The organism is Kocuria sp. KRD140, from assembly GCF_017168375.1.
GTDB classification, from domain to species: domain Bacteria; phylum Actinomycetota; class Actinomycetes; order Actinomycetales; family Micrococcaceae; genus Kocuria; species Kocuria marina.
In genome coordinates this window covers 325,661-350,960 of the sequence record NZ_JABFAW010000001.1, presented here as the reverse complement: position 1 = coordinate 350,960, position 25,300 = coordinate 325,661, and the positions used below count along the sequence as shown (strand labels likewise).

At 69.8% G+C, this 25,300-nt stretch carries 21 protein-coding genes and 1 pseudogene; 15 read left to right on the top strand and 7 right to left on the bottom strand.

The genetic code is table 11. The annotated features are described in order from the left end of the window. The first annotated feature begins 187 nt into the window (after positions 1-187). A complete protein-coding gene (locus J1M36_RS01545; RefSeq protein ID WP_098055181.1) occupies positions 188-670 on the top strand; it encodes a small multi-drug export protein in 483 nt (160 codons plus the stop codon). 126 nt (positions 671-796) lie between these two features. On the opposite strand, the gene J1M36_RS01540 is transcribed toward J1M36_RS01545, so the two are convergent. Then, positions 797-2,008 carry a dicarboxylate/amino acid:cation symporter gene (locus J1M36_RS01540; protein WP_098055183.1) on the bottom strand — a complete coding sequence of 404 codons (1,212 nt, stop codon included), beginning with the start codon at positions 2,006-2,008 and terminating at the stop codon, positions 797-799. Between the two features lie 578 nt (positions 2,009-2,586). On the opposite strand from J1M36_RS01540, the gene J1M36_RS01535 reads away from it, so the two are divergent. The 10 genes from J1M36_RS01535 (at position 2,587) to J1M36_RS01490 (ending at position 13,487) form a co-directional block, all read left to right on the top strand. Then, on the top strand, positions 2,587-3,942 hold the full coding sequence (locus J1M36_RS01535; protein ID WP_206478479.1) for a hypothetical protein: 1,356 nt from the start codon (positions 2,587-2,589) through the stop codon (positions 3,940-3,942). Beyond that, a complete protein-coding gene (locus J1M36_RS01530; protein ID WP_206478477.1) occupies positions 3,929-4,969 on the top strand; it encodes an HAD-IIA family hydrolase in 1,041 nt (346 codons plus the stop codon). Before J1M36_RS01535 ends, J1M36_RS01530 begins: the two co-directional genes overlap by 14 nt. Then, positions 4,966-5,202 carry a hypothetical protein gene (locus J1M36_RS01525; protein ID WP_206398899.1) on the top strand — a complete coding sequence of 79 codons (237 nt, stop codon included), beginning with the start codon at positions 4,966-4,968 and terminating at the stop codon, positions 5,200-5,202. Before J1M36_RS01530 ends, J1M36_RS01525 begins: the two co-directional genes overlap by 4 nt. Then, positions 5,199-5,942 (top strand): TlyA family RNA methyltransferase, encoded by a 744-nt coding sequence (locus J1M36_RS01520; RefSeq protein ID WP_085105863.1) that lies wholly within the window; start codon positions 5,199-5,201, stop codon positions 5,940-5,942. Before J1M36_RS01525 ends, J1M36_RS01520 begins: the two co-directional genes overlap by 4 nt. Before the next feature lie 78 nt (positions 5,943-6,020). Further along, the gene (locus J1M36_RS01515) at positions 6,021-7,118 is read left to right on the top strand and encodes an NAD kinase (RefSeq protein WP_206478472.1); all 1,098 of its coding nucleotides are present in this window, start codon (positions 6,021-6,023) and stop codon (positions 7,116-7,118) included. Beyond that, positions 7,115-8,827, top strand: coding sequence for a DNA repair protein RecN (gene recN / locus J1M36_RS01510; RefSeq protein ID WP_206478466.1), 1,713 nt, complete (start codon positions 7,115-7,117; stop codon positions 8,825-8,827). The genes J1M36_RS01515 and recN overlap by 4 nt, the downstream gene beginning before the upstream one ends. A gap of 32 nt (positions 8,828-8,859) precedes the next feature. Next, a complete protein-coding gene (locus J1M36_RS01505) occupies positions 8,860-10,575 on the top strand; it encodes a CTP synthase (RefSeq protein WP_064845380.1) in 1,716 nt (571 codons plus the stop codon). A gap of 3 nt (positions 10,576-10,578) precedes the next feature. Beyond that, positions 10,579-11,235 (top strand): NUDIX hydrolase, encoded by a 657-nt coding sequence (locus J1M36_RS01500; RefSeq protein WP_206478464.1) that lies wholly within the window; start codon positions 10,579-10,581, stop codon positions 11,233-11,235. Continuing rightward, a complete protein-coding gene (locus J1M36_RS01495) occupies positions 11,232-12,278 on the top strand; it encodes a site-specific tyrosine recombinase XerD (protein WP_342358265.1) in 1,047 nt (348 codons plus the stop codon). Before J1M36_RS01500 ends, J1M36_RS01495 begins: the two co-directional genes overlap by 4 nt. A 228-nt stretch (positions 12,279-12,506) precedes the next feature. Next, positions 12,507-13,487, top strand: coding sequence for a D-alanyl-D-alanine carboxypeptidase family protein (locus J1M36_RS01490; RefSeq protein WP_206478462.1), 981 nt, complete (start codon positions 12,507-12,509; stop codon positions 13,485-13,487). Positions 13,488-13,545: 58 nt separating this feature from the next. Here J1M36_RS01490 and J1M36_RS01485 read toward each other — a convergent pair whose 3' ends face one another. From J1M36_RS01485 to J1M36_RS01470, 4 genes are all read right to left on the bottom strand, one after another. Next, a complete protein-coding gene (locus tag J1M36_RS01485; RefSeq protein ID WP_206478459.1) occupies positions 13,546-14,685 on the bottom strand; it encodes a bifunctional 2-methylcitrate synthase/citrate synthase in 1,140 nt (379 codons plus the stop codon). Between the two features lie 83 nt (positions 14,686-14,768). Further along, on the bottom strand, positions 14,769-15,680 hold the full coding sequence (gene prpB / locus J1M36_RS01480) for a methylisocitrate lyase (RefSeq protein ID WP_064845376.1): 912 nt from the start codon (positions 15,678-15,680) through the stop codon (positions 14,769-14,771). A gap of 2 nt (positions 15,681-15,682) precedes the next feature. Further along, entirely contained in the window at positions 15,683-17,215 is a 1,533-nt protein-coding gene (locus tag J1M36_RS01475) for an MmgE/PrpD family protein (protein WP_206478457.1), read from the bottom strand. 77 nt (positions 17,216-17,292) lie between these two features. Next, positions 17,293-17,952, bottom strand: coding sequence for a GntR family transcriptional regulator (locus J1M36_RS01470; RefSeq protein WP_098055191.1), 660 nt, complete (start codon positions 17,950-17,952; stop codon positions 17,293-17,295). 177 nt (positions 17,953-18,129) lie between these two features. Here J1M36_RS01470 and J1M36_RS01465 point away from each other — a divergent pair, with 177 nt between their 5' ends. Together J1M36_RS01465 and J1M36_RS01460 are read left to right on the top strand one after the other, a co-directional pair. Beyond that, a complete protein-coding gene (locus J1M36_RS01465) occupies positions 18,130-20,052 on the top strand; it encodes a propionyl-CoA synthetase (protein WP_064845373.1) in 1,923 nt (640 codons plus the stop codon). A gap of 189 nt (positions 20,053-20,241) precedes the next feature. Further along, positions 20,242-20,379, top strand: coding sequence for a hypothetical protein (locus J1M36_RS01460; protein WP_206478455.1), 138 nt, complete (start codon positions 20,242-20,244; stop codon positions 20,377-20,379). Between the two features lie 585 nt (positions 20,380-20,964). On the opposite strand, the gene J1M36_RS01455 is transcribed toward J1M36_RS01460, so the two are convergent. Both J1M36_RS01455 and J1M36_RS01450 read right to left on the bottom strand, forming a co-directional pair. After that, a complete protein-coding gene (locus J1M36_RS01455) occupies positions 20,965-21,663 on the bottom strand; it encodes a response regulator (protein WP_206478453.1) in 699 nt (232 codons plus the stop codon). Next, positions 21,660-23,378 carry an ATP-binding protein gene (locus J1M36_RS01450; protein WP_206478451.1) on the bottom strand — a complete coding sequence of 573 codons (1,719 nt, stop codon included), beginning with the start codon at positions 23,376-23,378 and terminating at the stop codon, positions 21,660-21,662. Before J1M36_RS01450 ends, J1M36_RS01455 begins: the two co-directional genes overlap by 4 nt. Positions 23,379-23,550: 172 nt before the next feature. On the opposite strand from J1M36_RS01450, the gene J1M36_RS01445 reads away from it, so the two are divergent. Together J1M36_RS01445 and J1M36_RS12600 are read left to right on the top strand one after the other, a co-directional pair. Then, positions 23,551-24,981 carry a cation:dicarboxylate symporter family transporter gene (locus J1M36_RS01445; protein WP_193519370.1) on the top strand — a complete coding sequence of 477 codons (1,431 nt, stop codon included), beginning with the start codon at positions 23,551-23,553 and terminating at the stop codon, positions 24,979-24,981. Between the two features lie 176 nt (positions 24,982-25,157). Further along, positions 25,158-25,300, top strand: a pseudogene (locus J1M36_RS12600) (ParA family protein); the annotation flags it as partial.

The window sequence follows — 25,300 nt, the reverse complement described above, 5'->3', positions numbered from 1 at the left end:
TACAACCACGACCGCCGGCATTCATCGCTCGGCTACCTCGCACCCGTCGACTACGCTCGGCAATGCACCCATCAATCGGAAACCGACGACTCGCACAGCGACCGGACCGAATGAAGGGGGCGGCCCAGCCCGAACACACGTCCACAGCGCGGCGCTCAAGCACCCGCCGGAGGAGAGGAAGAACGCCATGCAGTGGTTGCAGGAGAATGTGGAGGCCGCGGGGCAGACCGTTCAGGCCCTGTTCCTGATGCTGGGCGGGGCGATCCCGTTCATCGAGTCCTACGGGGCCTCGGCGGTGGGGGTCATCGCGGGGATCCATCCCGTGATGGCGGTGCTCTTCGCCGTGATCGGCAACATCGTCTCCATGACCCTGTTGGTCCTGTTCGCGGAGCGGGTCCGGAAGTTCTTCACGCGCAATCGGGACGAGCGCAAGGAGCCGAGCAAACGTCAGCAGCGTTTCGTGAGGATGTTCGAGAAGTACGGGGTAGCCGGGGTGTCAATCCTGGGTCAGGCCGTGCTGCCCAGTCAGATCACCTCGTCCATGATGGCCGGGGCTGGCGTGGCCAAGGGGAAGATCATCTTCTGGCAGTGCATCTCGATCGTGCTGTGGGGTGTCCTGTTCGCCGGCCTCGCCTCGGCGGGACTCTCCGTGATCACCGGGGTCTCCTGAGCGGGTGCTCCCTGAGCGGGCCACCCGTACCGGCACCCGGCCACGAGATGACGACGGCGCGTCGCACAGTGCGACGCGCCGTCGTGATGGATCGCAGGTGCGGGCTGCGAGGCCCGCACGAGATGGTCAGACGGTCGACTCCGCGGGGGCGTCACGCAGGCGCCCGCTCTTGTCCTTGAGCATGCGGTCCATGACGGCGGCGATGGCGCCGTCGCCGGTGACGTTACATGCGGTGCCGAACGAGTCGATGGCCACGTAGGTGGCGATCATGAGCCCCACGGCGGTCTCGTCGAAGCCCAGGGTGGACTGCAGGATGCCGACCGCGGCCATGATCGCGCCGCCGGGGACACCGGGCGCGGCGACCATGGTCACGCCCAGCAGCAGGATGAACCCGATGTACTGCCACGTGTTGATGGGCATCCCCGAGATGGTCATGATCGCCAGGGAGAACAGCACGATCTTCATGGTGGACCCGGAGAGGTGGATCGTGGCGCACAGGGGAATGGTGAACCCGGCGACGCGCTCGTCCACGCCGTTGCGCTTGGTACATTCCAAGGTCACGGGGATGGTCGCCGCGGACGATGACGTGCCCAGCGCCGTGGCGTACGCCGGGAGCATGTTCTTGAGCATCACGAGCGGGTTGCGCTTGGCCACGAGGCCCGCCACGCAGTACTGGATGATCAGGATCACCACGGTCATGATGAACGCCAGGATCACCACGCGCAGGAAGGTGGAGATCACCAGGACGATCTGCCCGTTCATGGTGAGGCTCAGGAACATGCCGAAGATGTAGACGGGCAACAGCGGGATGATGATCTTCTCCACGATCCGCATCACGATCGTGCGCAGCTCCCCGAACCCGTGGTGCAGGTAGTTGCCCTTGACGAACGTGATCCCCACGCCGATGCAGAAGGCCAGGATGAGAGCTGTCATCACGTCGAACACGGGTGGCATGGTGATGTCGAAGAACCCGCTCAGGGCGTGGTCCTCCGGGTTCTCCAGCCCGTTGACGGACCTGTCACCGCCCAGCAGCCACGGGTAGCTCGCCTTGGCCACGAGGAACGCCAGGAGACCGGCGAAAATGGTGGACCCGTACGCGATGGCCGCCGTCACGGCCAACCACTTGCCCGCGCCCCGCCCCAGATCCGCAATGGCCGGTGTCACGAGGCCCACGATGATCAGGGGGATCAGAAACCCCAGGAACTGGCTGAAGATGCCGTTGAAGGTTATGAACACCCGTGCGAGCCATTCCGGGAAGAAGAGGCCGAAGACGACGCCCATGACGATGGCCACGAGGACCCGCAGAAGCAGGTTTTTGGAGAGGGATCTCAAACGCATGCTTCATTATGTACGGCGCCCACCCTCCTGCGGTTCACTCCGCGCGCGGATCATCCCGCCGCGTCCCGTTCGAGTGCCGCGAGCGGCCCGTCCATGGCGTTGGGAGTGCTCCGCGCACCGTTTGTAGAATGCTCTTCGAGAACATCCGGCGGTGCCAGATCCCGCCCCCGCACCATGGCCGCAGGCCGCAGTAGGAGACACCCCTTGAGCGAATCTGAACAGCACGGTTCCCACGATCGTTCCGATCGTCGACGCAGCGGGGGTGACCGCGGCGGCCGGTGGGGCCGTGACGAGCGCGGTTCATCCCGCGGTGGGGGAGACCGCCGGTTCTCCCGGGGCGACGACGATCGTCGGGGCACGGATCGCCGTGGCTCCGATCGCTCCTCGTACCGCGGGGGCTCGGGGGGCCGTCCCGGAGATCGGGACGGTTTCGGCGGCCGAGGCGGCCGAGGACGCTCCCGGTGCGGCAGCGGCGTCGTCGTCCGCCCGTTCCCGCCCCCGCCGCACCGTGCGCGGTCGGACCGGTTCCGGGCGCGGTGTGGACCCCGTCGGCGTGGCCGGGGTGAGGGGTGTATGCGGTGCGGGACGGGCGGGCGGGGAGTTACGGCGGGCGCGGTGACGAGCGCAGGAATGATGACCGGCGAGGCGGCTACCGCCGTGACGACGATCGACGCGGTCCGCGCGACGGCGCTCGTGGTGAGGAACGGGGCGGCTACGGGCGTCGGGACGACAGGCGTGAGGGCGGCTACGGGCGTCGGGACGAGCGTGGTGACCGGGACCGTCGTGAGGGCGGCTATGGACGTCGGGACGACAGGCGTGAGGGCGGCTACGGGCGACGTGATGATCGCGGGGACCGGGATCGCCGGGACGGGGGCTTCGCGGGCCGGGGCGGTGACCGGGATCGCCCGGGCGGTGGGCGCGGCTTCGGAGCGCGCGACGAGCGCCGCGACTACCGCGACGACCGGCGCGGTGACGCACGTGGCCCCGAGCGCGATGACCGCCGAGATGCCCAGCCGCGGTTCGTGGCCCCGGACATCGACGCGGACGTCACGGGTCGGGAGATCGACCGGACCGTGCGCCGGGAACTGCAGGCCCTCGAGGCGAGTAATGCCGAGCGGGTGTCCAAGCACCTCGTGATGGCGGCGCGCTATCTCGACGACGATCCCGAATTCGCCCTTGAACACGCGAACGCCGCCGTGCGTAAGGCGGGGCGGATCGGCGCTGTGCGCGAGGTTGCCGGGATCGCGGCGTATGCGGCCGGTGACTACGCGCTCGCCCTGAAGGAGTTGCGCACCCACCGGCGGATCTCCGGTTCGCAGGCACACCTGCCGCTCATGGTGGACGCCCAGCGTGCCCTGGGCCGCGTGGACAAGGCCATGGAAGAGGCCATCTCGGATGCCGCTGATGCGCTGGACGCCGAGGGCAAGGCCGAGCTCGCCATGGTCGTGTCCGGGATCCACGCCGACGCCGGTGACGAACAGGCCGCGCTCGCGGCGCTCGAGATCCCGCAGCTCGACAAGAACCGCGGGTTCTCCTACAGCCCCAAACTCTTCCGCGCGTACGCGGACGCCCTGCGCGCGGTGGGTCGCGACAGCGAGGCCATGTCGTGGGATCGCCAGGCCATCGTCGCGGAGGCGGCGCTGGGCATGGGCCAGTTCTCCGAGCCCGAGATCGTGGACCTGGGTGACGACCTGGACGAGGACGACGCTCGGCGCACCGTCCGGGAGGCCCAGAAGCGACACAGCGCGGACCGCCGCAGTGATGACGCCCCCGAAGTGAGCACGGACTCCGACGAGGAGGCGGCCCCTGCGCGGGAGGAGACAGCGCCGTCGGACGACGCGGCTGCTCCGGGTGACGCGTCAGCCGACAACCACGCACCCGCCGAGAGCGCCGACGGCGAGCACGGGACGGACACCGGTCATGACCGCAACTGATCCCGCCCGCGAGGAGGGGAGCGAGGACGCGACGCTCATCGAACGGTTCGACGCCTTGCTGTGCGATCTGGACGGTGTGGTCTACGCGGGACCGCACGCGATCGACGGCGCCCCGGAGAGCCTCAAGCGAGTGAAGGACTCGGGGCGCGCGGTGATGTACGTGACCAACAACGCATCCCGATCCCCCGAAGCGGTGGCCGAGCACATCTCGTCCCTCGGCGCTCCCGCTCGGACGCAGGACGTGGTGAGTTCCGCCCAGGCGGCCGCGGCTTTGCTGGCGGAGCGGCTCCCGCGGTCGGCGAAAGTGTTGATCACGGGGGCACAGGCGCTCGCGGACGAGATCCGCGCCGTGGGATTGACCCCCGTGACCTCCCAGGACGAGCAACCGGAGGCCGTGGTGCAGGGCTTCGACCCGCACATCGGATGGGAGCACCTCGCCGAGGCCGCCTTCACCCTCGCGGACGACGCCGTGCTGTGGTGCGCGACCAACACCGACCGCACCATCCCCAAGGAACGGGGGATCGCCCCCGGCAACGGGACGCTCGTGGCCGCTGTTGCCGCGGCGTCGGGCCGGGAACCCGTGGTCGCGGGCAAACCCGAGGCCCCCATCTTCCGCGAGGCGGCCGAGCGCGTCGGCGCCCGCAACCCCGCAGTCGTGGGGGACCGGCTGGACACCGACATCCTCGGGGCCAACAACGCGGGCATGCCCGGGATCGAAGTGTTCACGGGGGTGGACTCGCCGCGTTCGGTGCTCGCCGCGTGCACGTCCCAGCGCCCCACCTACCTCCTGGGGAACCTGCGTGAACTGTTCGAACCGTATCCCCGGGTGGACGTCACGCACGACGGCGGCCGGTTCCGCGCGCGGTGCCGCGAGGCCGTCGCGGAGACCGACAGCACCGCCGTGACGGTCACCGCGCCTCGCGACAGCCTGGACGGTTGGCGCGCTGCGTGCGCCGCGTGGTGGGCCGCCCATCCCGACGTCGACGTCGCTCACGAACCGTCGCTGACGTGGCAGGACCCCGCGTGAACGAGGAACACCCCGAGCCCCCGCACACCGGCCTGGACCCCGTGGACCGCGTGCTCGCGCGTGAAGCAAACATCGCCGCGCTCCCCGTCACGGAACAGGCGGCGGCGTACGAGGTCCTGCACGAGGAACTGGAGCGGATCCTCAACGCGTCGCCGGGTTCGTTGCCCGCCGGGCTCATCGACTCCGTGATGGAGCCTGGGTCGGACGCCGCGGGGGAGCGGGAGCACCCGTGAACGATCGGCTCGACCGGGCGCTGACCGCGCGCGGTCTCGCCCGGTCCCGCACCGTGGCCGCCGCTCTGATCAAGGCCGGGCGCGTGAGTGTGAACGGGTCCGCGGCCACGAAACCCTCCGCCGTGGTCACCTCGGAGGCTACGCTCGAGGTCGCGGCAGCCGAGGGCGAGGAGTACGTGAGCCGCGCCGGGCACAAACTGGCCGGCGCGCTCGAACGGTTCCCGGACGTGTACCCCGCGGGCAAGCGCTGTCTGGATGCGGGGGCGTCCACCGGAGGGTTCACGGACGTCCTGTTGCGCCGTGGTGCGCGCGAGGTCGTGGCGGTGGACGTGGGGCACGACCAATTGGTCCCCGAACTGCGCGCGGACCCCCGCGTCCGGGTCCACGAGGGGCTGAACGTGCGCTACCTGGATTCCGCCGAGATCGGCGGCCCCGCCCAACTCACGGTGTGCGACCTCTCCTTCATCTCCCTGACCCTCGTGGTCCCGGCGCTCGCGGCGGCCACGGAGCGTGGAGGGGACCTGCTGCTCATGGTCAAACCCCAGTTCGAGGTGGGGGCGCACGCGCTGTCCCGCACCGGCGTCGTGACGTCCGACGCCGCGCGGGAAGCGGCGGTGGAGCGCGTACGGGCGTGCGCGCGCGACGTCGGGCTCGAGGTCCTCGGCACGGCGCCCAGTCCGCTGCCGGGCCAGGACGGCAACGTGGAGTTCTTCGTGTGGTGCCGCAGCCCGAAGCACTGACCGCGTCGGGGCGCTCGCGTAGTGTTGGCTGAGTCAGCCCACCGTGGGAGTCGATCACAGGAGGATGGTCTTCAGCTCGTGAGCCGGAAAATCTTGGTGATGACCCACACGGGGCGGCACGAGGCCAAGGAAGCGGCCCGCCAGTCCTGCGAACAACTGCACGACGCCGGGCTCGTACCTGTCCTCTGCCGCCCGGACCTCGAGGCCCTGCGTGCGGACGGGTCGGACATGGCACCCGTGGAGATCCTCGAGGAGGACGTGGCGCTGCGCGAGATCGAGATCGTCATGGTGCTCGGCGGTGACGGCTCCATCCTGCGCGCGGCGGAACTGGTGCGCGGAGTGGACACCCCTCTGCTGGGCGTCAATCTGGGTCACGTGGGCTTCCTCGCCGAGTCCGAGCGTTCCGCGCTGAGCGAGACCGTGGAGGCCATCGTCGACGGTCGCTACACGGTGGAGCGGCGCATGGCCCTGGACATCACCGTGTGGGAGCAGCGCCGAAAAGTCCTGCACACGTGGGCGCTCAACGAGGCCTCCGTGGAGAAGGGCAACCGGGAGAAGATGATCGAGGTCGTCACGGAGGTGGACCGCAGGCCGCTGTCCACGTTCGGGTGCGACGGCGTGGTCATGGCCACCCCCACCGGATCCACGGCCTACGCGTTCTCCGCGGGTGGTCCCGTGGTCTGGCCGGAGGTCGAGGCCCTGCTCATGGTCCCGCTGTCCGCCCATGCCCTGTTCTCCCGCCCCCTCGTGATCTCCCCGCGCTCCATGATGGCCGTGGAGGTGCTCACCCGCACGGATGCCCGCGGTGTCCTGTGGTGCGACGGACGGCGAACCGTGGACCTGCCCCCGGGATCGCGCATCGAGGTGCGCCGGTCCGAGAAGTCCGTGAACCTGGCCCGCATGCACGCGACCCCGTTCTCCGAACGCCTCGTCAGGAAGTTCGAACTGCCGATCGCCGGATGGCGTGGCCCCATGCCCAAGGAACAGCTCGAGGCCCTCACCTCGGCCCTGTCTGTCGTGCAGCCCACCACCAAGGTGGTCGCTCAGGACGAGGAACAAGTCAAGCTCAGCGTGGGCCGGGAGATCCCGCACCACAACGACGCGCCCTGGCTCGATGGCGGCTCCTCGACCGGTGAGCGGACCGGCGACCGACCGGACGGGACCTCCCGGTCATGATCGAGGAGATCCACATCCACGACCTCGGCGTCATCACGGACGCCGTCCTGCCCCTGGGCCCCGGGTTGTCGATCCTCTCGGGTGAGACCGGCGCGGGGAAGACCATGGTGGTCACCGCGCTCGGCATGCTGCTCGGCAACCGCGCGGACGCCGGGTCCGTGCGCTCGGGCAGCACCAAGGCACTAGCGGAAGCCACCGTGCGGGTGCCGTCGGACCACGCCGCTGTGGCGCTCGTGGAGGAATCCGGTGGTGCGGTGGACAGCGAGACGGTCAATGGCACCGAGGAGTCCCTGGTCCTGCTCTCCCGCACCGTCTCGGCCGAGGGGCGCAGTCGCGCCCATGTGGGCGGCCGTTCCGCACCGGTGGGCACGCTCGGCGCCGTCGGTGAGACCCTCGTAGCCGTCCACGGGCAGTCCGACCAGCTACGCCTGAAGTCCCCGGCGGCCCAGCGCACGGCGCTCGACGACTACGCCGGCGCGGACGTTGCCGAGGAGCTCGCCACCTACCGCGGCAAACTCGCGCGCTACCGGGAGGTCGTGGCCACGTTGCGCGCGGCCAAGGAAAACTCCCGCGAACGAGCGCTGCAGGCCCAGGCGTTGACCACCGCGCTCGCGGAGATCGACGCCGTGGAGCCCGTTCCGGGCGAGGACGCCCAGTTGGACGCGGAGAGCGAGAAGCTCACTAACCTCGAGGCCCTGCGCGGCGCGGCATTGTCCGCCCACGGGGCCCTGAGTGGATCCGACGCGGACGACGAACCGGACCTCAACGCCGTCGCCCTGCTGTCCCACGCGCACCAGGCGCTCGACCTCGTGGCGGAGTCCGACCCCGAACTCGTGGCCCTGGCCACCCGGGTGCGTGAGCTGACCGTGGTCGCCGCCGACGTCGCCGCGGACCTCTCGGGATACGCGAGCGGTCTGGACGAGGACGGCCCCGCGCGGCTCGCCGAGGTCGAGGCCCGCCGCAGTGCCCTGCGCGCGCTGACCAAGAAGTACGGTGCGAGCATCGACGAAGTGCTGTCCTGGGCGGACGAGGCCCGGACCCGGCTCGAGGGGCTCGTGGTGGACCCCCAACGCGAGGAACAACTGCGCGCGGAGGGCGAGAGCCTGCATGCGGCCCTCGTGAAGCACGCGACCAGGCTGTTGGAGCTGCGACGGGTGGCCGCCAAGAAACTCGCGGGCGCCGTGAGCGAGGAACTGAGCGCGCTGGCCATGCCCAACGCGTCCCTCGTGGTGGCGGTGGAACCCTCCGAGCGCTTCACGGACGACGGCAGGGACACGATCGAGTTCATGCTCGCGCCCCACCCGCAGGCCACACCCCGCCCGCTCGGCAAGGGTGCCTCCGGTGGTGAGCTCTCGCGCATCATGCTTGCGCTCGAGGTGGTGCTCTCCGAGGTGGACCCCGTCCCTACGTTCGTGTTCGATGAAGTCGATTCCGGTGTGGGCGGCAAGGCTGCCGTGGAGATCGGCCGGCGGCTGAAGATGCTCGCCAAGAACGTGCAGGTGCTCGTGGTGACCCACCTTCCCCAGGTCGCTGCGTTCGCGGATCAGCACATCCTGGTGACCAAGTCCTCGGACTCGAGCGTCTCGGACGTGAAAGTGCTCACGGACGAGGAACGCGTGGTGGAGCTGGCCCGCATGCTCGCGGGCCACGAGGACTCCAGTGCGGCCCGCGAACACGCGCGAGAACTCATGCGGGACGCCACCGCATGACCGACGACCCCCAACGCCCCGACGAGACACGAATGGTAGGCTCGAATCCCGTGGTGAATGCTCAGGACGCCGCCCACGAGGCAGGCACAGAAAAGAACGACGGCAAGGTGACCCGGCAGATCTTCGTCACGGGAGGTGTGGCCTCGTCCCTCGGCAAGGGGCTCACTGCGTCCTCACTCGGAATGCTTCTGCGTTCGCGCGGCCTGTCCGTGACCATGCAGAAATTGGATCCGTACCTCAACGTGGATCCCGGAACCATGAACCCCTTCCAGCACGGTGAGGTCTTCGTCACGGACGACGGCGCCGAGACGGACCTGGACATCGGTCACTACGAGCGCTTCCTGGACGAGAACCTGGACGCCTCCGCGAACGTGACCACCGGTCAGGTGTACTCCACGGTGATCGCCAAGGAACGCCGCGGCGAGTACCTGGGTGACACCGTGCAGGTCATCCCGCACATCACGGACGAGCTCAAGCGCCGGATGCGCCGCCGCGCCGAGGACGAGAACGCCCCGGACATCATCATCACCGAGATCGGCGGCACGGTCGGTGACATCGAGTCCCAGCCCTTCATCGAGGCCGCGCGCCAGGTGCGCCAGGACGTGGGTCGGCGCAATGTGTTCTACCTGCACGTGTCCCTGATCCCGTTCATCGGCCCGTCCGGTGAGCTCAAGACCAAGCCCACCCAGCACTCCGTGGCCTCGCTGCGCGGTCTGGGCATCCAGCCCGACGCCCTCGTGCTGCGCTGCGACCGGGACGTCCCGGACGCGATGCTGCGCAAGATCGGTGCCGCGTGCGACGTGGACCTGGACGCCGTGATCTCGTGCGCGGACGCCCCCAGCATCTACGACATTCCCAACACCCTGCACAGCCAGGGTCTGGACACCTACATCCTGGACTACCTGGGTCTGGACTACCAGGACGCCGATCTACGGCAGTGGTCCCGGCTGCTCACCGCGGTGCACGAGCCCGAGCACCACGTGACGGTCGCGCTCGTGGGCAAGTACATCGACCTCCCGGACGCGTACCTGTCCGTGTCCGAGGCGCTACGGGCCGGTGGATTCGCGAACAACGCCCGCGTGCACATCAAGTGGGTCGCCTCCGACCTGTGCGACACCCCAGAGGGCGCCCAGCGCGAACTCGGTGACGTGGACGCCGTCCTGATCCCCGGGGGCTTCGGCATCCGCGGGCTCGAGGGCAAGCTCGGCGCCCTGCGCTGGTCCCGTGAGCACAAGGTGCCCACCCTGGGGCTGTGCCTCGGGTTGCAGTGCATGGTCATCGAGTACGCGCGCGACGTCGTGGGCCTGCCCAACGCCTCCTCCACCGAGTTCGACCCGGACACGGACACTCCCGTGATCGCGACCATGGAGGAGCAGAAGCAGTTCGTGGAGGGCGCCGGTGACCTGGGCGGCACCATGCGTCTGGGCCTGTACCCCGCCGCGCTGGCCGAGGGTTCCGTGGTGGCCGAGGCCTACGGTGCCACGGAGGTCTCCGAGCGTCACCGCCACCGCTACGAGGTCAACAACGCGTACCGCGACGCCCTCTCGGAGGCCGGGCTGCGGATCTCGGGCACGTCCCCAGAAGGCACGCTCGTGGAATTCGTGGAGCTGCCCCGTGAGGAGCACCCCTACTACGTGGCCACGCAGGCACACCCCGAGCTGGCCTCCCGCCCGACCCGTCCGCACCCGCTGTTCGACGGTCTCGTCAAGGCCGCTCTCGAGCGCCGGGGCGTCCAGGCCAAGGGCTGAGCCGTGGAGTACACGAGCATCACCGCCGAGCAGCTGACGGATCGCCCGGATCCGCACACCGTCACGGATTCGCGGGCCGTCTACGACGGCGCCATCTGGGACGTGTGCAGTGAGTCCTTCCGCATGACGGGCCAGGAGGAACCGCTGACCCGGGAGTTCATCACGCACCCGGGGGCGGTGTCCGTGGTCGTGCTGGACGAGAAGGAACGGATCCTGCTCATCAACCAGTACCGCCACCCCGTGCGCAAGCGGATGTGGGAGATCCCAGCGGGGCTGCTCGACGTGTCCGGGGAACCCGCGCTGCAGGCGGCCCAGCGCGAGCTGGGCGAGGAAGCGGATCTCACGGCCCGGACCTGGCACACGCTCGTGGACTTCGACAACTCGCCGGGCTCCTCGGCGGAGGCCAACCGGATCTTCTTGGCCCGTGACCTGAGCGAGGTCCCCGAGTCCGAGCGGTTCGAACGCGAGGGCGAGGAGGCGGAGATCGTGGCTGGTTTCGCGGACCTCGACGACGCCGTGGCCGCGGTCATGGCCGGGCGGATCACGTCCCCTACGGCCACGCTCGGCATCCTCGCCACGCACATCGCGCGGTCCCGGGACTGGGCCACGCTGCGCGCACCGGACGCCGAATGGACCTCGCGGCCGCGGCACGAGGGGTGAACGACTCCCTCGAGCCGCACGGTCCCATCACCGAACCACTGCCGATCGTGGACGGGGGACCGAGGGCGGGTGCGGCGCCGTCGGACTCGACGACCGAGGCGGAGGCCGCACCGGAACTGCGGCGGGCCGTGGCGCGTTACCTGGACCACCTCGTGGTCGAGCGCGGACTCGCAGCGAACACCGTGAGCGCGTACCGCCGGGACCTCGCGCGCTACCTGCAGCACCTCACGGCGACCGCCGCGCACGTGCGCGTGCCCAGGGACATCACGGCCGATCACGTGCGGGCGTTCGTGCGGAGCATCCGCGAGGGCGACGCCGGCCACCCGGTGCTGTCCGCGCGCAGCAGTGCGCGGGTGCTCGCGGCGGTGCGGGGGGCCCACGCGTTCTGGGTCACGGAGTCGAGCGTGGACACGGACGTCGCGTCCCGCGTGAGCCCGCCCATGCCGCCGCAGCGGCTGCCCAAGGCCATCGGCGTCACGGAGGTCGAGAACCTCCTGGCCGCCCCGGACCCGGACACACCCGCGGGACTGCGGGCCCGGGCGTTCCTCGAACTGCTGTACGCCACGGGTGCGCGTATCTCCGAGGCCGTCGCGCTGGATGTGGACGACCTCGCCGGTCTGCACGATGAGGACCTCGCCCTGATCCGTGTGACGGGCAAGGGCGCCAAGCAACGGCTCGTGCCCGTGGGATCGTTCGCCGTGGCGGCCCTGGACCGCTACCTCGTCCGGGCCCGCCCCGAGTTGGCGCGGCACGGTCGGGGGAGCCCGGCGGTGTTCCTCAATGCTCGCGGCACGCGGATCTCGCGGCAGACGGCGTGGAACATGGTCAAGGACGCCGCGCGCACGATCCACCAGGAGGAGCGGATCACGCCGCACACGCTGCGCCACTCGTTCGCCACGCACCTGCTCGAGGGCGGCGCGGACCTGCGGGTCGTGCAGGAACTGCTGGGTCACGCCTCCCTGGCCACGACCCAGATCTACACGCGCGTGTCCGTGGAGTCCCTGCGCGAGGTCTACGCGACGTCCCACCCGCGAGCGCGCTGAGCCGGCAGCGTCGGGGCCGCGCACTGAGCCGACCACGTCGGGAGCCGCAGCACACGGAGTGGGTGACGTTCCGCCCGCACACCGAGCCGGCGACGTCGCCCGCCGCACCGCCCGGAGCCCGGGACCTCCCGCGCGTGGGCGCCGGGCCCGCGAGGGGCGGGGAGCGGCGTCGTCGGCTGTTCGCCCCTAGGCCGACCGCGCGTCACGCGCAGCATCTATCGTGGCCTCATGCGAACCGTCATGCATCGTCCGGCCCTGCTCACCGCCCTGTTGGCCGCGCTGCTGCTCGTGGGCGGCATGGTACCGGCCCACGCCGGGGCGGGGATCGACAACGAGTACCGCGCCCTGCCGAATCCTGGCGCATGGTTGGGCAAGCCCACGTCCGCCGAACGCTGTGGCCTGCGGGACCGCGGCTGCTATCGGCAGTACCAGAAGGGCACGATCCACTGGACGTCCACGACCGGTGCGCGGGCCCAGCGCGGCGGGATCCTGGCGAAGTGGCGCGCGGAGGGTTCCGAGCACGGGGCCCTGGGGTACCCCGTGACGCGTGAGACTTGCACGGGTGGCACGTGCGAGGTCCGCTACCAGCGCGGCCGCATCACCTGGACCGCCCAGGGAGGAGCGCGGGTGCACCGGGACATCGACGATGCCCGCAGCGTGTCCGTGGTCGTGAACAAGAAACGCCCGCTGTCCCCGCGCACCTACGCCCCGGCTCCGTTACGTTCGGTGGGCGGGGGAGTCCTGCTACGGGACGACGCTGCAGCGGCCTACCAGCGCATGAGCCGTGCCGCGGCCGCACAGGGGGTCACGCTGGTCCCGGTGAGCGGGTACCGCGACTACGACACCCAAGCGCGCCTCTACCGCGAGTACACGGCCCTGTACGGACAGGCCACCGCCGACACCATTTCCGCGCGGGCCGGTCACTCCGAACATCAGACCGGCCTCGCGATCGACGTGGGCGCCCCCGGGGCCACCTGCGGTCTGCTCCCGTGCTTCGGCAACACCCCACAGGGGAAGTGGATCGCCGCGAATGGGCACACCTACGGGTTCGTGGTGCGCTACCCCAACGGGCACACCGCAACCACCGGGTACGCCTACGAACCGTGGCACCTGCGCTACGTGGGCACCGCCACGGCCACGAGTTTGAAGAACAACAAGTCCGCGACGGTGGAGTCCTACATGGGTCTGCCGCGGGCCCCGAAGTACTGACGACGGCCCACCACCTCTCACGTGTGAAGGGGCGGCGGGCCGTCGTGGTGTCCCAAGCTCAGGACAGGTGACGCTCGTCCGGGCCGCTGTAGTCCGAGAGCGGGCGGATCAGCGAGTTGTTTGCGCGCTGCTCCATGATGTGCGCGGTCCAGCCCACGATCCGCGCGGCCACGAAGATGGGCGTGAACGCGGGGATATCGAACCCCATGAGCCAGTACGTGGGGCCCGCGGGGTAGTCCAGGTTGGGCTTGATGGACTTGGCCTCGTCCATGGACTTGGCCAGACCGTTGTAGAGCCCGAGGACCTCGGGCCGGTCGTAGTGCTCGAGCATGCGGAACAGGGCGTCCTGCATGGTGGGCACGCGCGAGTCACCGTGCTTGTACACGCGGTGGCCGAAGCCCATGACCTTCTTCTTCTCCGCGAGCGCCTGGTCCATCCACTCCTTGGCGCGCTTCTCCGCTTCCTCGGCGGATTCGTCCTTGCGGATCCCGAGCTCCTCGAACGTGTGCATCACGGCCTCGTTGGCACCGCCGTGCAGGGGGCCCTTGAGGGCGCCGATGGCCCCGGTCACTGCCGAGTGCAGGTCCGCGAGCGTGGAGGTGATCACGCGCGCCGTGAAGGTGGAGGCGTTGAACGAGTGTTCCGCGTACAGGATGATCGACACCCGGAACGCGTCCACGACCTCCGGGGCGGGTTCCTCGCCGAAGGCCATCCACAGGAAGTTCTGGGAGTAATCGAGGTCCTCGCGGGGATCCACGAGGTCCTGGCCGTGACGGCGGCGCTGGTCGTAGCACACCACGGCGGGCATGACGGCGAACAGTTCCTGGGCCTTGCGCAGCTCCGCCTCGGGGGAGTTGTCCTCTGCGTGCGGGTGCTGCGCGCCGATCACCGAGGCGGCGGTGCGGCACACGTCCATGGGGTGGCACGTGGTGGGCAGCTCGTCGATGACGCGCTTGAGCTCGGGCGTCAGCGCGCGGTGGGAACGCTCCACCTTTTGGAACGCGGTGAGCTCGTCCTCGGACGGCAGCTCGCCGTTCCACAACAGCAGCGCCACCTGTTCCGCGGAACAGTTCTGCGCGAGTTCCTGCACCGGGTAGCCCCGGTAGAGCAGCGAGTTGGTCTCTGCATTGACCTTGGACACGGCGGTGGTGTCAGCCACCACCCCGGCGAGTCCTTTGTGGATCTCGGTATCGGCCACGGTGATCTCCTTCGACGATCGGGCTCGTGCACGGACTGAGTGTTCCCACCACACCACACTTGGCGTGGTGGGAACAGAGGGGTTCAGGCGTCCGGGGTCTCGGGGACCTCGAAATTGAACACCCCGGAATCGAACTGGTTGTACCCGTTGTAGTCCACGAGTTCGTACAGCCGCTTACGGGTGAGCATGTTCTCTACCTGCGCCTGCTGGGTGCCGTCCTCCCGGATGGTGGTGAGCAGGCGTTCCATGGCGCCGAGGGCCTGGCGCTGCAGGGACACGGGGTAGATGATCATGGACACCCCTGCACCGTGCAGTTGCTGCGTGGTGAACAGCTGTGACTTGCCGAATTCGGTCATGTTGGCCAGGATCGGCACGTCCAGGGCCTCAGCCATGCGCTCGAACTCCGAGAGGTCCGCCATGGCCTCGGGGAAGATCACGTCCGCGCCGGCGTCGGCGAGGGCCTTGGCCCGGTCGATCGCGGCATCCAGTCCGTCCACACCGCGCAGGTCCGTGCGGGCCATGACCACGAAGTTCGGGTCCCGGCGGGCTTCCACGGCGGCCTTGATCCGCTTGGTGGCCGTGGCGGTGTCCACCACGTTCTTCCCGTCCAGGTGGCCGCAGCGCTTGGGATTGAACTGGTCCTCGATGTGGCAACCGGCCAGGCCGGCGTCCTCGAGTTCCTGGACGGTGCGGGCAACGTTCATGGGCTCACCGAATCCGGTGTCCGCGTCCACGAGGCACGGCAGGTCCGTGCTGCGCGCGATCTGACCGGCGCGCGTGGCCACCTCGGTCAGGGTCGTGAGACCGATGTCCGGCAGGCCCAGTTCGTTGGCGAGCACGCCGCCGGAGATGTAGACGCCCTCGAAGCCCTGCTCCTGGATGAGCTTGGTGGACAGGGGCGTGAACGCTCCGGGGAAACGGGCGATCTCCGGGGCCGCGAGCAGTTCGCGGAACCGTTCGCGCTTCTCGGCCGGGGTCACGGTGGTGTACAGCATGATCAGAAGATTCCCTTCGCTGAGGTCTCCAGCTCCACGGCGGCCGTGATGTTCAGCTGCCCGAGCTCCCCGGCACCCAGTTCGGGGACGCGCTGGACCGCGTCCAGGAACCGCTCGATCTCCTCCGGGGCCACGATGCCCTCGGCCAGGGTGCGGAACTTGGTGATGTACTGTTCCCGCGCGAACGGGCGGGCACCGAGCGGGTGGGCGTCCGCCACGGCGATCTGGTCCGTGATCACGGTGCCGTCCGTGAGGATGATCTCCACGGAACCGCCGAACGCCTTTTCGGAGATGTCCAGGGAGTGGTACCGGCGGGTCCACTCCGGGTCCTCCTGCGTGGTGACCTTGTGCCACAGCTCCACGGTGTCCTGGCGGGCCGCACGCTCGGGGGCGTAGGAGTCCACGTGGTGCCACGCGCCGTCCTGCAGGGCCACGGTGAAGATGTACGGGATCGAGTGGTCAAGGGTCTCACGCGACGCCGTGGGATCGTACTTCTGGGGGTCGTTGGCCCCGGAACCGATCACATAGTGGGTGTGGTGGGAGGACTTGATGAGCACCGAGGCCACGTTGGCGGGGTCGGTGACCTCCGGGTGCTCGCGGTGCAGCTTGCGCGCCAGGTCGATCCACGCCTGGGCCTGGTACTCCGCCGAGTGCTCCTTGGTGTACGTGTCCAGGATCGCGCGCTTGGGCTCACCCGGGGCCGGCAGGGGCACCGTGTAGCGGGCCTCCGGGCCCGAGAGCAGCCACGCGATCACGCCGTCCTCGCCCTCGTAGATGGGGGTCGGGGAGGTCTGCCCGCGCATTGCGCGGTCCACGGCCTCGACCGCCATCTTCCCGGCGAACGCGGGCGCGTGGGCCTTCCACGTGGAGATCTCGCCCTTGCGGGACTGCCGGGTCTGGGTGGTCGTGTGCAGTGCCTGACCGATCGCCTGGAAGATGGTCTCGGTGTCCAGGCCGAGCAGCGTGCCGATGCCCGCGGCGGCGGACGGACCGATGTGCGCAATGTGGTCGATCTTGTGCTCGTGCAGGCACATGCCCTTGACCAGGTCCACCTGGATCTCGTACCCGGTGGCGATCGCGCGCACGAGGTCCTCGCCCGAGCTGCCCACGTGCTGGGCCACCGCCAGGATGGGCGGGATGTTGTCCCCGGGGTGGGAGTACTCCGCGGCCAGGAACGTGTCGTGGTAGTCCAGCTCGCGCACGGCCACGCCGTTGGCCCACGCGGCCCACTCTGGGGAGACCGCGGCGTCGTCGTCCGGGGCGCCGTAGAGCAGCGCGCCGGTGCCCGAGAAGCCGCCGCCGTCGACGACCCGGTGGCACAGGGCCTGCGAGCGCGCGGAGACGATGGGCCCGCGGTTGAGGGAGGCCACGGCCACGGACGCGTTGTCGATGATCCGGTTGATGACCATGTCCACGACCTCGGGCTCCACGGCCACCGGGTCGGTCGCGACGCTCGCGAGCTTGTGGGCGAGCTGCTCCTCGCGGGGCAGTTCCTCCTTGGACGAGTATGTGCGCACGGTGTGTTCGACGGTCACGGGCGTTCCTTTCGCTGCGAGGTGTCTCTGGGATGTCTCCGCGGGTTTGCGGATGGTTCGTGGGGCGTACGCCCCGGTCAGGAGGCCTCCGGGCGGGCCACGGCGAGCGCGGGGGAGCCGAGGGCCTTGCTCAGGGCGTTCTTCAGGTGCACGCGCGTGGTCGCGACGGCCAGGGGTGCGTCCCCGTGCGCGATCGCGCGGGCGATCGCCTCGTGTTCGGCAGCCGCGGCGGCCAGCCGCTGCGGATCGGAGGTAGCGAGCCGGCGCACGCGGGCGAGGTGCAGACGCACGTTCTCAAGAGCCTGTTGCAGGTAGGGGTTGCCCGCGGCGGCGTCGATCTGTTCGTCCATGCGGTCCACGAGCTCGTAGTACGCAGGGTGGTCGGGGTCGTCCGAGAGCCGCTCCGCCGCGTGGGACAGTTCGTCCGCGAGCGCTCGGAACGTCTCGGGGTCGCCGCGCTGGGCGGCGAGTTCGGCGGCCCGGCAGTCGAGCGTGTCGCGCAGTTCGTAGAGGGCGCGCACGTCGTCCGCGGATAGGGCACTGACGACGACGCCGCGGCCGTTGTGCGGCTCGGTGAGCCCGTCCGCGGTGAGCCGGGACAGCGCTTCGCGCACGGGGGTGCGGGAGATGCCGAGCCGTTCGGAGAGGTCCACTTCGCCCAGGACCTGCCCGGGGACCAGGCGCCACGACACGATGTCCGCGCGCAGTTCGCGGTAGGCACGCTCACCCGCTCGCATGGCTCCTCCTGAAGATCGAAAGTTTCTTCAGTGTATACACGAGCCCGTCATGATCCAAGAGTTTTCTCGAACTAAGAGGAGGTTACGCGTCGTGTGTATACAAAGCTCTTGTTTTGTGTGATCAGGGACACTATCCTGGTGGCACGATCCTCACCACGACCACCCGCGGAGGAAGCCATGTCCGAGGCCACGTACGCATCCGTCTACCGTTCCAGCGTGGAGGACCCCGAGCGGTTCTGGCTCGACGCCGCCGACGCCGTGGACTGGGTGAGCCCACCCACCCGCGCACTCGACGACTCCGCCGCACCCCTCTACCGGTGGTTCCCGGACGGGGAGCTCAACACGTGCGTCAACGCCGTGGACCGTCACGTGGCCGCGGGGCACGGGGAACGCACGGCATTGATCTACGACTCCGCCGTGCTGGACACCCAGGAACACATCACGTACGCGCAGTTGCAGGAGCGCGTGGCCCGCTTCGCCGGTGCGCTCGCCGCCCAGGGTGTGGCCAAGGGGGACCGGGTACTGCTCTACATGCCCATGATCGCGGAGTCCCTGATCGCGATGCTCGCGTGCGCGCGACTGGGTGCGGTGCACTCCGTCGTGTTCGGGGGTTTCGCCCCCAAGGAACTGGCGAGCCGGGTCGACGACTCCGCCCCGGTGGTAGTCGTCACCGCGTCCGGTGGCGTGGAGCCCAAGCGCCGGATCGAGTACCTGCCCGCGATCGAGGAGGCCCTGCAGTTGAGCGACCACGCGCCGTCGGCGGTGCTCGTGCACGAACGGGACGGTTTCGTCACGACCGTGGCCCAGGCGCGCGAGCGGGCCGGCGACGGCGGGCCCGCGTGGCTGTCGTGGACCGAGGCGCAGGACGGCGTGACGCCCGCGGAGCCCGTGACGGTCAAGGCCACCGACCCGCTCTACATCCTCTACACCTCCGGCACCACGGGCACCCCCAAGGGCGTGGTGCGGGACAACGGCGGACACGCGGTGGCCCTGAGCTGGTCCATGCGCAACATCTACGACATCGGCGCCGGGGACGTGATGTGGACCGCCTCGGACGTGGGATGGGTCGTGGGCCATTCCTACATCGTCTACGGGCCCCTGTTGGCCGGCGCGACCACCGTGGTCTACGAGGGCAAGCCCGTGGGCACCCCGGACGCCGGGGCCTTCTGGAAGCGCGTGGCCGAGCATGGGGTCAAGGTGCTGTTCACCGCCCCCACGGCGCTGCGCGCGATCCGCAAGGCCGATCCGCAGGGGGACCTCGTGCGCGAATACGACATCTCCTCGCTGCAGGCGCTGTTCGTGGCCGGTGAGCGACTGGACCCGGAGACCCACCGCTGGGCCTCGGACGTGCTCGGGGTGCCCGTGGTGGACCACTGGTGGCAGACCGAGACCGGGTGGGCCATCTGCGCCAACCCCTTCGGGATCGAGAAGCTGCCAATAGTGTCGGGCTCGCCCACGGTCCCCGTGCCCGGGTTCAACGTGGAGATCCTCGACCCCGTGGGTGAGCCGCTGGGTCCGGGGGAAGAGGGCAACATCGCGGTGCGGCTGCCCCTGCCGCCGGGCACCCTGGTGACCCTGTGGCGCAACGACGAGCGGTTCGTGTCCTCCTACCTCTCGGCGTTCCCGGGCTACTACGCCACGGGGGACTCGGGCTACATCGATGAGAACGGGTACGTGTTCGTGATGGGCCGCACCGACGACGTCATCAACGTCTCCGGGCACCGGTTGTCCACGGGGCACATGGAGCAGGTCGTGGCGACCCACCCGGACGTGGCCGAGTGCGCGGTGATCGGTGTGAACGATCCTCTCAAGGGTCAGCGCCCCAGCGGGTATGTGGTGCTCAAGACCGGATCGGACATCGAACCCCAGAAGCTGCGCGAGGACCTCGTGGGCATGGTGCGTTCGCAGATAGGGCCCGTGGCGGACTTCAAGGACGTGGCCGTGGTGGACGCCCTGCCCAAGACCCGCTCGGGGAAGATCCTGCGCAAGACCATGCGTCAGATGGCGGACGGGGAGAAGTACACGGTGCCCTCGACCATCGAGGACGATTCCGTACTTGAGGCGCTGCACGCCGTGCTGGCACCGCGCGAGCAGGGGTAGCGGCTCGCGCGGACCGACAGGATCCGCGCGGGCACTCCGCAGTCGCGTAGACACTCTGACTCCGCACAAACACTCCCCGCCCGCGCGATCAAGGACCGCTCGCGGGGTGTTGCCACCCGCCGTCCGGTGACTCGGCAGGCGCGGTGGACGGGGACCCAGGCCCTCGCCCTGAGTACGAGCAGACGGCTCGTGGCGCTGCAAGTCCTGCGCGGCCTGGCGATCCTGGGCACCCTGTTGACCAACATCTGGCTCTTCTCGAGCTCGTCCGTAAGCAGTCTCGCGGCCCTGGTGGTCGCGGCGGGCCTGGCCACGAGTCCCCAGGCCTAGAAGATCTGGCTCTGGATCGGCCTGGCGCTGCACGCCGTGATGATCACGGTGCTCACCCTGCTGCCCGGCCAGTCCTCGAGCCGTTCGTCCATCGGCGCCGGCGATCCTGGGCGCCGTCGGCAACGGCGGCGGTGGGCTGCGCAACACCGAGTCGTACGGGGGATGGTCGCGGAAGGCCTGGGGACTTTCGTGGCCGTGCGCTTCGACATCCCATCATGTTCACGATGGGTCTGGGCCTGTTCCTCGTGGGCGCCTTGGGGTTCCTGGTGGGCCTGCCCCTGGACATCGCGTGCCGCACCCTGTGGGCGGAAACCACGAGCTCCCTGTCCCGTTACGGGACCTCGTCCATGGTGGCCTTCGGCGTGCTCGGGCTGGTGGCCGCGTTCTACGCGCGCCGTACCCGCACCGGGGCCCCTGAAGATGCTGAGGCACCGCGCGCACCGCGGGCTCGTGGCCAGGGTCCACGTCCCGCTCTCACGACGGCGCCGCGAGCGCCGTCGTGCCCGCGCGGAAAGCAGCGCCGTGACCTCCGAGTAGTCCCCCCCCCACGACCGATCGACCACGTGACGGGTGGCGCCGCTGGGTTCAGCGGCGCCACCCGTATTCCAGTTCGGGGCGCCCGGGGGTGCCGTGTCGCGCCCGCCGCTCCACGGATCCCGCCGCGCACAGGTGCTCGAGGTAACGCCGCGCGGTCACGCGGGCCAGCCCCAGTTCACGGGCGAGCTCACCCGCGGAGTGGTAGTCGGGGGCCTCCCGCAGGAAGCCGGCGACCGCTTCGAGGGTGTCGGGAGCGAGACCCTTGGGCGGCGCGGGAGCGGGGTGAGCAACCAGGGCGGCGAAGATCCGGTCGAGCTCCGCTTGCTCGATCGCGGCGTCGTCCGGCGTGGCCGCCGCGAGCACCCGGTGGTAGGCGGCGTAGGCCTCGAGCTTGCGCCGCAGCTCGTCGAACGTGAACGGTTTCACGAGGTAGCCCACCACCCCCACCGCGGTGGCGTCCCGCACCGTGGCCACGTCCCGGTGTGCGGTGACGATCAGCAGGTCCACGGCCGCGCGCTGTGCTCGCAGGGCCCGGGCCACCTCGAGCCCGGAGATGTCCGGGAGCGTGAGGTCCAGCAGTACGAGGTCCACCGGGGTCGACGACGCCGCCCGCTCCCGCACCGCGCGCACGGCCGCCGTGCCGTTGCGCGCGACCCCTGCCACCTCGAATCCCGCGCAGCGGGCCACGTACTCGGCGTGCGCGGACGCCGTCAGGGCTTCGTCGTCCACCACGAGCACGCGGATCATCGGTTCTCCTTTCGATCGAGGGCGGGGTGCTGCGCGGGGATGTCCACCGAGAACACTGCGCCCGCCTCGTGGGACACCGTGAGTTCTGTACCCCAGCCCTCCACCGCCCGGCGCACGACGTCCAGGCCCACCCCGCGGGGTGCGTCCGTGGCGGGCTTGGTGGTGACCCCGGGGTCGAAGAGCCGCTCCCGGACGTCCGGTCGGATGCCGGGCCCGTTGTCGGCGACCGTGAGGTGCACGAACCGCCCGTCTCGGGACGGGACGAGTTCCACCTCCACGGTGGGCGGTTCGTCGTCCGGACGTTCGTCCCGTTCGACATCGCTGACCGCATCCACGGCATTGTCGACGAGGTTGCCGAGGACGCTCACGAGCTCGGAGGGGTCCACGGCGAGCGGTGGCACCCGCTCGTGGGTCACGACCACGAGTTCCACGCCGCGTTCGTGGGCCGTGGCGGTCTTACCCGCGAGCAATGCCGCGACGTACGGGTCCTCGATCTCCCGGGCGGTCACACCCAATCGCACTGACCCCTCGAGGGTCGAGGCCGCGAATTCCCGGGCCTGGGGGTAGCGCTCGAGTTCGAGCAGCGAGACCACGGTGTGCATCCGGTTGGCGTGCTCGTGGGTCTGGGCGCGCAGCCCGGCGGCCATCGTGCGCACGGTGTCCAGCTCGCCGGACATCCTGCTCAGCTCCGTCTGGTCCTGGACCATCAGCACACGCAGCCCGGAGTCCTCCGAGACCCGGGTGCACGAGGCCACCAGGGTGCGTCCTGCCACGGTGCAGCGTTCGTCCGCGAACGTGCCCGCCCGGGCGAGCAGCTCGGCCACGGCCGGGGGCACGGGCTCGGCGGCGGGGCGGCGTCGTCGTCGGGCGATCCCGCGTGAACCCGAGAGACCGCGACCGCGTCGTGGGCTCCCGGGGCCGGAGCGGGCGTTGTCGTACGGCTCGAAGCGGGCGTCCTCCGGCGAGGAGCCGCGCTGCTCGCCGGGGGTGACGCCGAGCAGCTCACCGGCGCGCGTGTTGCTCAGCACCGGGCGGTCGGCGGGGTCCAGCAGCACCAGCCCCTCCCGTGCGCGGGACAGCACCGCGCGGTTGAGCGCGAGACCGCGCACGAGGGATTCGGGGGAGCGCCCGTCCGTGACGCGGTTGAGGTAGCGCGCCACCAGGACGCAGACCACCGAGGCCGCCGCGAGCAGCGCACCCACGATCAGGGCGAGTCCTGGCAGCTCGTGGCGGCTCTCCGCGGCGATCCGGTTCACGAGCACCCCCGAGGACACGAGTCCGATGATGGTCCCGTCCCGGTCCCGCACGGGCGCGATCGTGCGCACGGAGGGACCCAGCCGACCCACCTCGGTCGCGGTGTGCACCTCGCCGCGTAGCGATTGCGAACGGTCGCCCAGGTACTGCTGACCCACGAGGCCCTCGTCGTGGTGGGTGATCCGGGTGCCGTCCGGGGTCATGATCGTGATGAAGTCCACCGCGGTGTCCCGTTCGAGGGTGCTCGTCAACTCCTGCAGCCTCGGGTGGGGGTCGGAGGAGAGCAGTGCGTCCCGCACGAACGGATCGTCCACGAGTGTTCCCGTGGCCACCCGCGTGACCGCCTGGGCCTGCTCCGTGACCCGAGTGTGGGTCTGCCACACCATCACACCGGCCACCACGAGCGAGATGACTACCACGAGCCCCAACTGCAGGGCGAGGAAACGGCGGGCGAGGGACATGGCGGCTCCGAGCGAATGGTGCGGGTCGTGCGGGCGGGCAGTGGGAGGTCCGCGGCGGGCACTGTGATCCCGGTCATGAACGATATGACCACAACGCGACGCGGGCGCGGATGCTGCGTGAGGCTGGTCACCATTCCACCACCGAACCACCTCCGATCCGTCAGGAGACACCATGTCAGACACGCGCGTCCGGGGCAGCGTCCCCGGGGGAGCCCGCGCCGCGGGCGCCGGTCCGCGGAAGAAGGACCGCACCCACTACCTCTACATCTTCGTGATCGCCGGCGTGGTGCTCGGCGCGCTGATCGGGTTGTTGTTCCCGGACGTCGGTGTGGCGCTGAAGCCGCTCGGCACGGGGTTCATCGCCCTGATTAAGATGATGATCGCACCGGTGATCTTCTGCACGATCGTGCTCGGGGTGGGGTCCATCGCCCACGCCGCCACGGTGGGCAAGGTGGGTGGGCTCGCGCTGACCTACTTCATCGTGATGTCCACGTTCGCGCTCGCGATCGGTCTGGTGGTCGGCAACATCGTCCAGCCCGGATCCGGACTGGACCTGGCCAACGCGCACTACGACTCCTCGGGGCTGGCCTCCGGGGGAGACCACTCGGCCGAGGGCGGTGCCGTGGGCTTCGTGCTGGGCATCGTTCCCACCACGCTGTTCTCCGCCCTGACCTCCGGGAACATCCTGCAGACCCTGCTGGTCGCGCTGCTCGTGGGCTTCGCACTGCAGGCCATGGGGGAGTCCGGCAAGCCCGTGCTCAAGGCCGTGACCTACATCCAGGCGCTCGTGTTCCGGCTGCTCATGATGGTCATGTGGCTCGCACCCATCGGTGCGCTCGGGGCGATCGCCGCGGTGGTCGGTGCCACCGGCATGAAAGCCATCGTGTCCATGATTGGGCTCATGCTCGCGTTCTACGTCACGTGCATCCTGTTCATCGTGGTGGTCCTGGGGTTGATCCTCAAGCTCGTCTCCGGGGTCAACATCTTCTCGCTCATGAGGTACCTGGCCCGCGAGTACCTGCTGATCTTCTCCACGTCCTCCTCCGAGGCGGCCCTGCCGCGGTTGATCGCCAAGATGGAGCACCTGGGTGTGTCCAAGCCGGTCGTGGGTGTGGTGGTGCCCACGGGTTACTCGTTCAACCTGGACGGCACCGCGATCTACCTGACCATGGGCGCGCTGTTCGTCGCGGACGCCATGGGCAAGCCGCTGGCGCTGGGGGAGCAGATCACGCTGCTGCTGTTCATGATCATCGCGTCCAAGGGTGCGGCCGGTGTCTCCGGCGCGGGCATCGCCACACTGGCCGCCGGCCTGCAGTCCCACCGCCCGGACCTCGTGGACGGCGTGGGATTGATCGTGGGGATCGACCGCTTCATGTCCGAGGCCCGCGCCCTGACCAACTTCTCCGGTAACGCGGTGGCCACCCTGGTGCTGGGCACGTGGGTCAAGCAGGTGGACAAGGACCGGGTGCGCCGGGTGCTCTCGGGTGCCGAGCCCTTCGACGAGGAATCCCTCACGGTGGACCCGCACGGCTCCCCGACCGCCCCGGAGCAGGCCCTCGAGGGACATCCGGAATCCCGGCCCGTGACCCCGCGGGAGCACTGACTCCCCAGGTCACGCCGCCGAGCCCCCGTACCGGGCCCCACCGTCACCGCGGTGGGGCCCGGTGCATGTCCACGTTCGTGCGGGGGAGCGCAGCTGGTACCGGTCGGGTGCACCCCCGGGCGGTAGGGTAGGGCGTTGAGACTTGAACGGACGCCCAGGAAGGAAGGCTGTCGCCCGTGAGCAACGCCAGTGATGAGACGCCCCAGCAGAACCCGGCGTCGGACGCCGTAGGCCCCACCGGCCGCCCCGTGCGGACCTTCCCGGACCCGCCCGAGCTCACGGAACACGGCCCCGCCCGCATCATCGCGATGGTCAACCA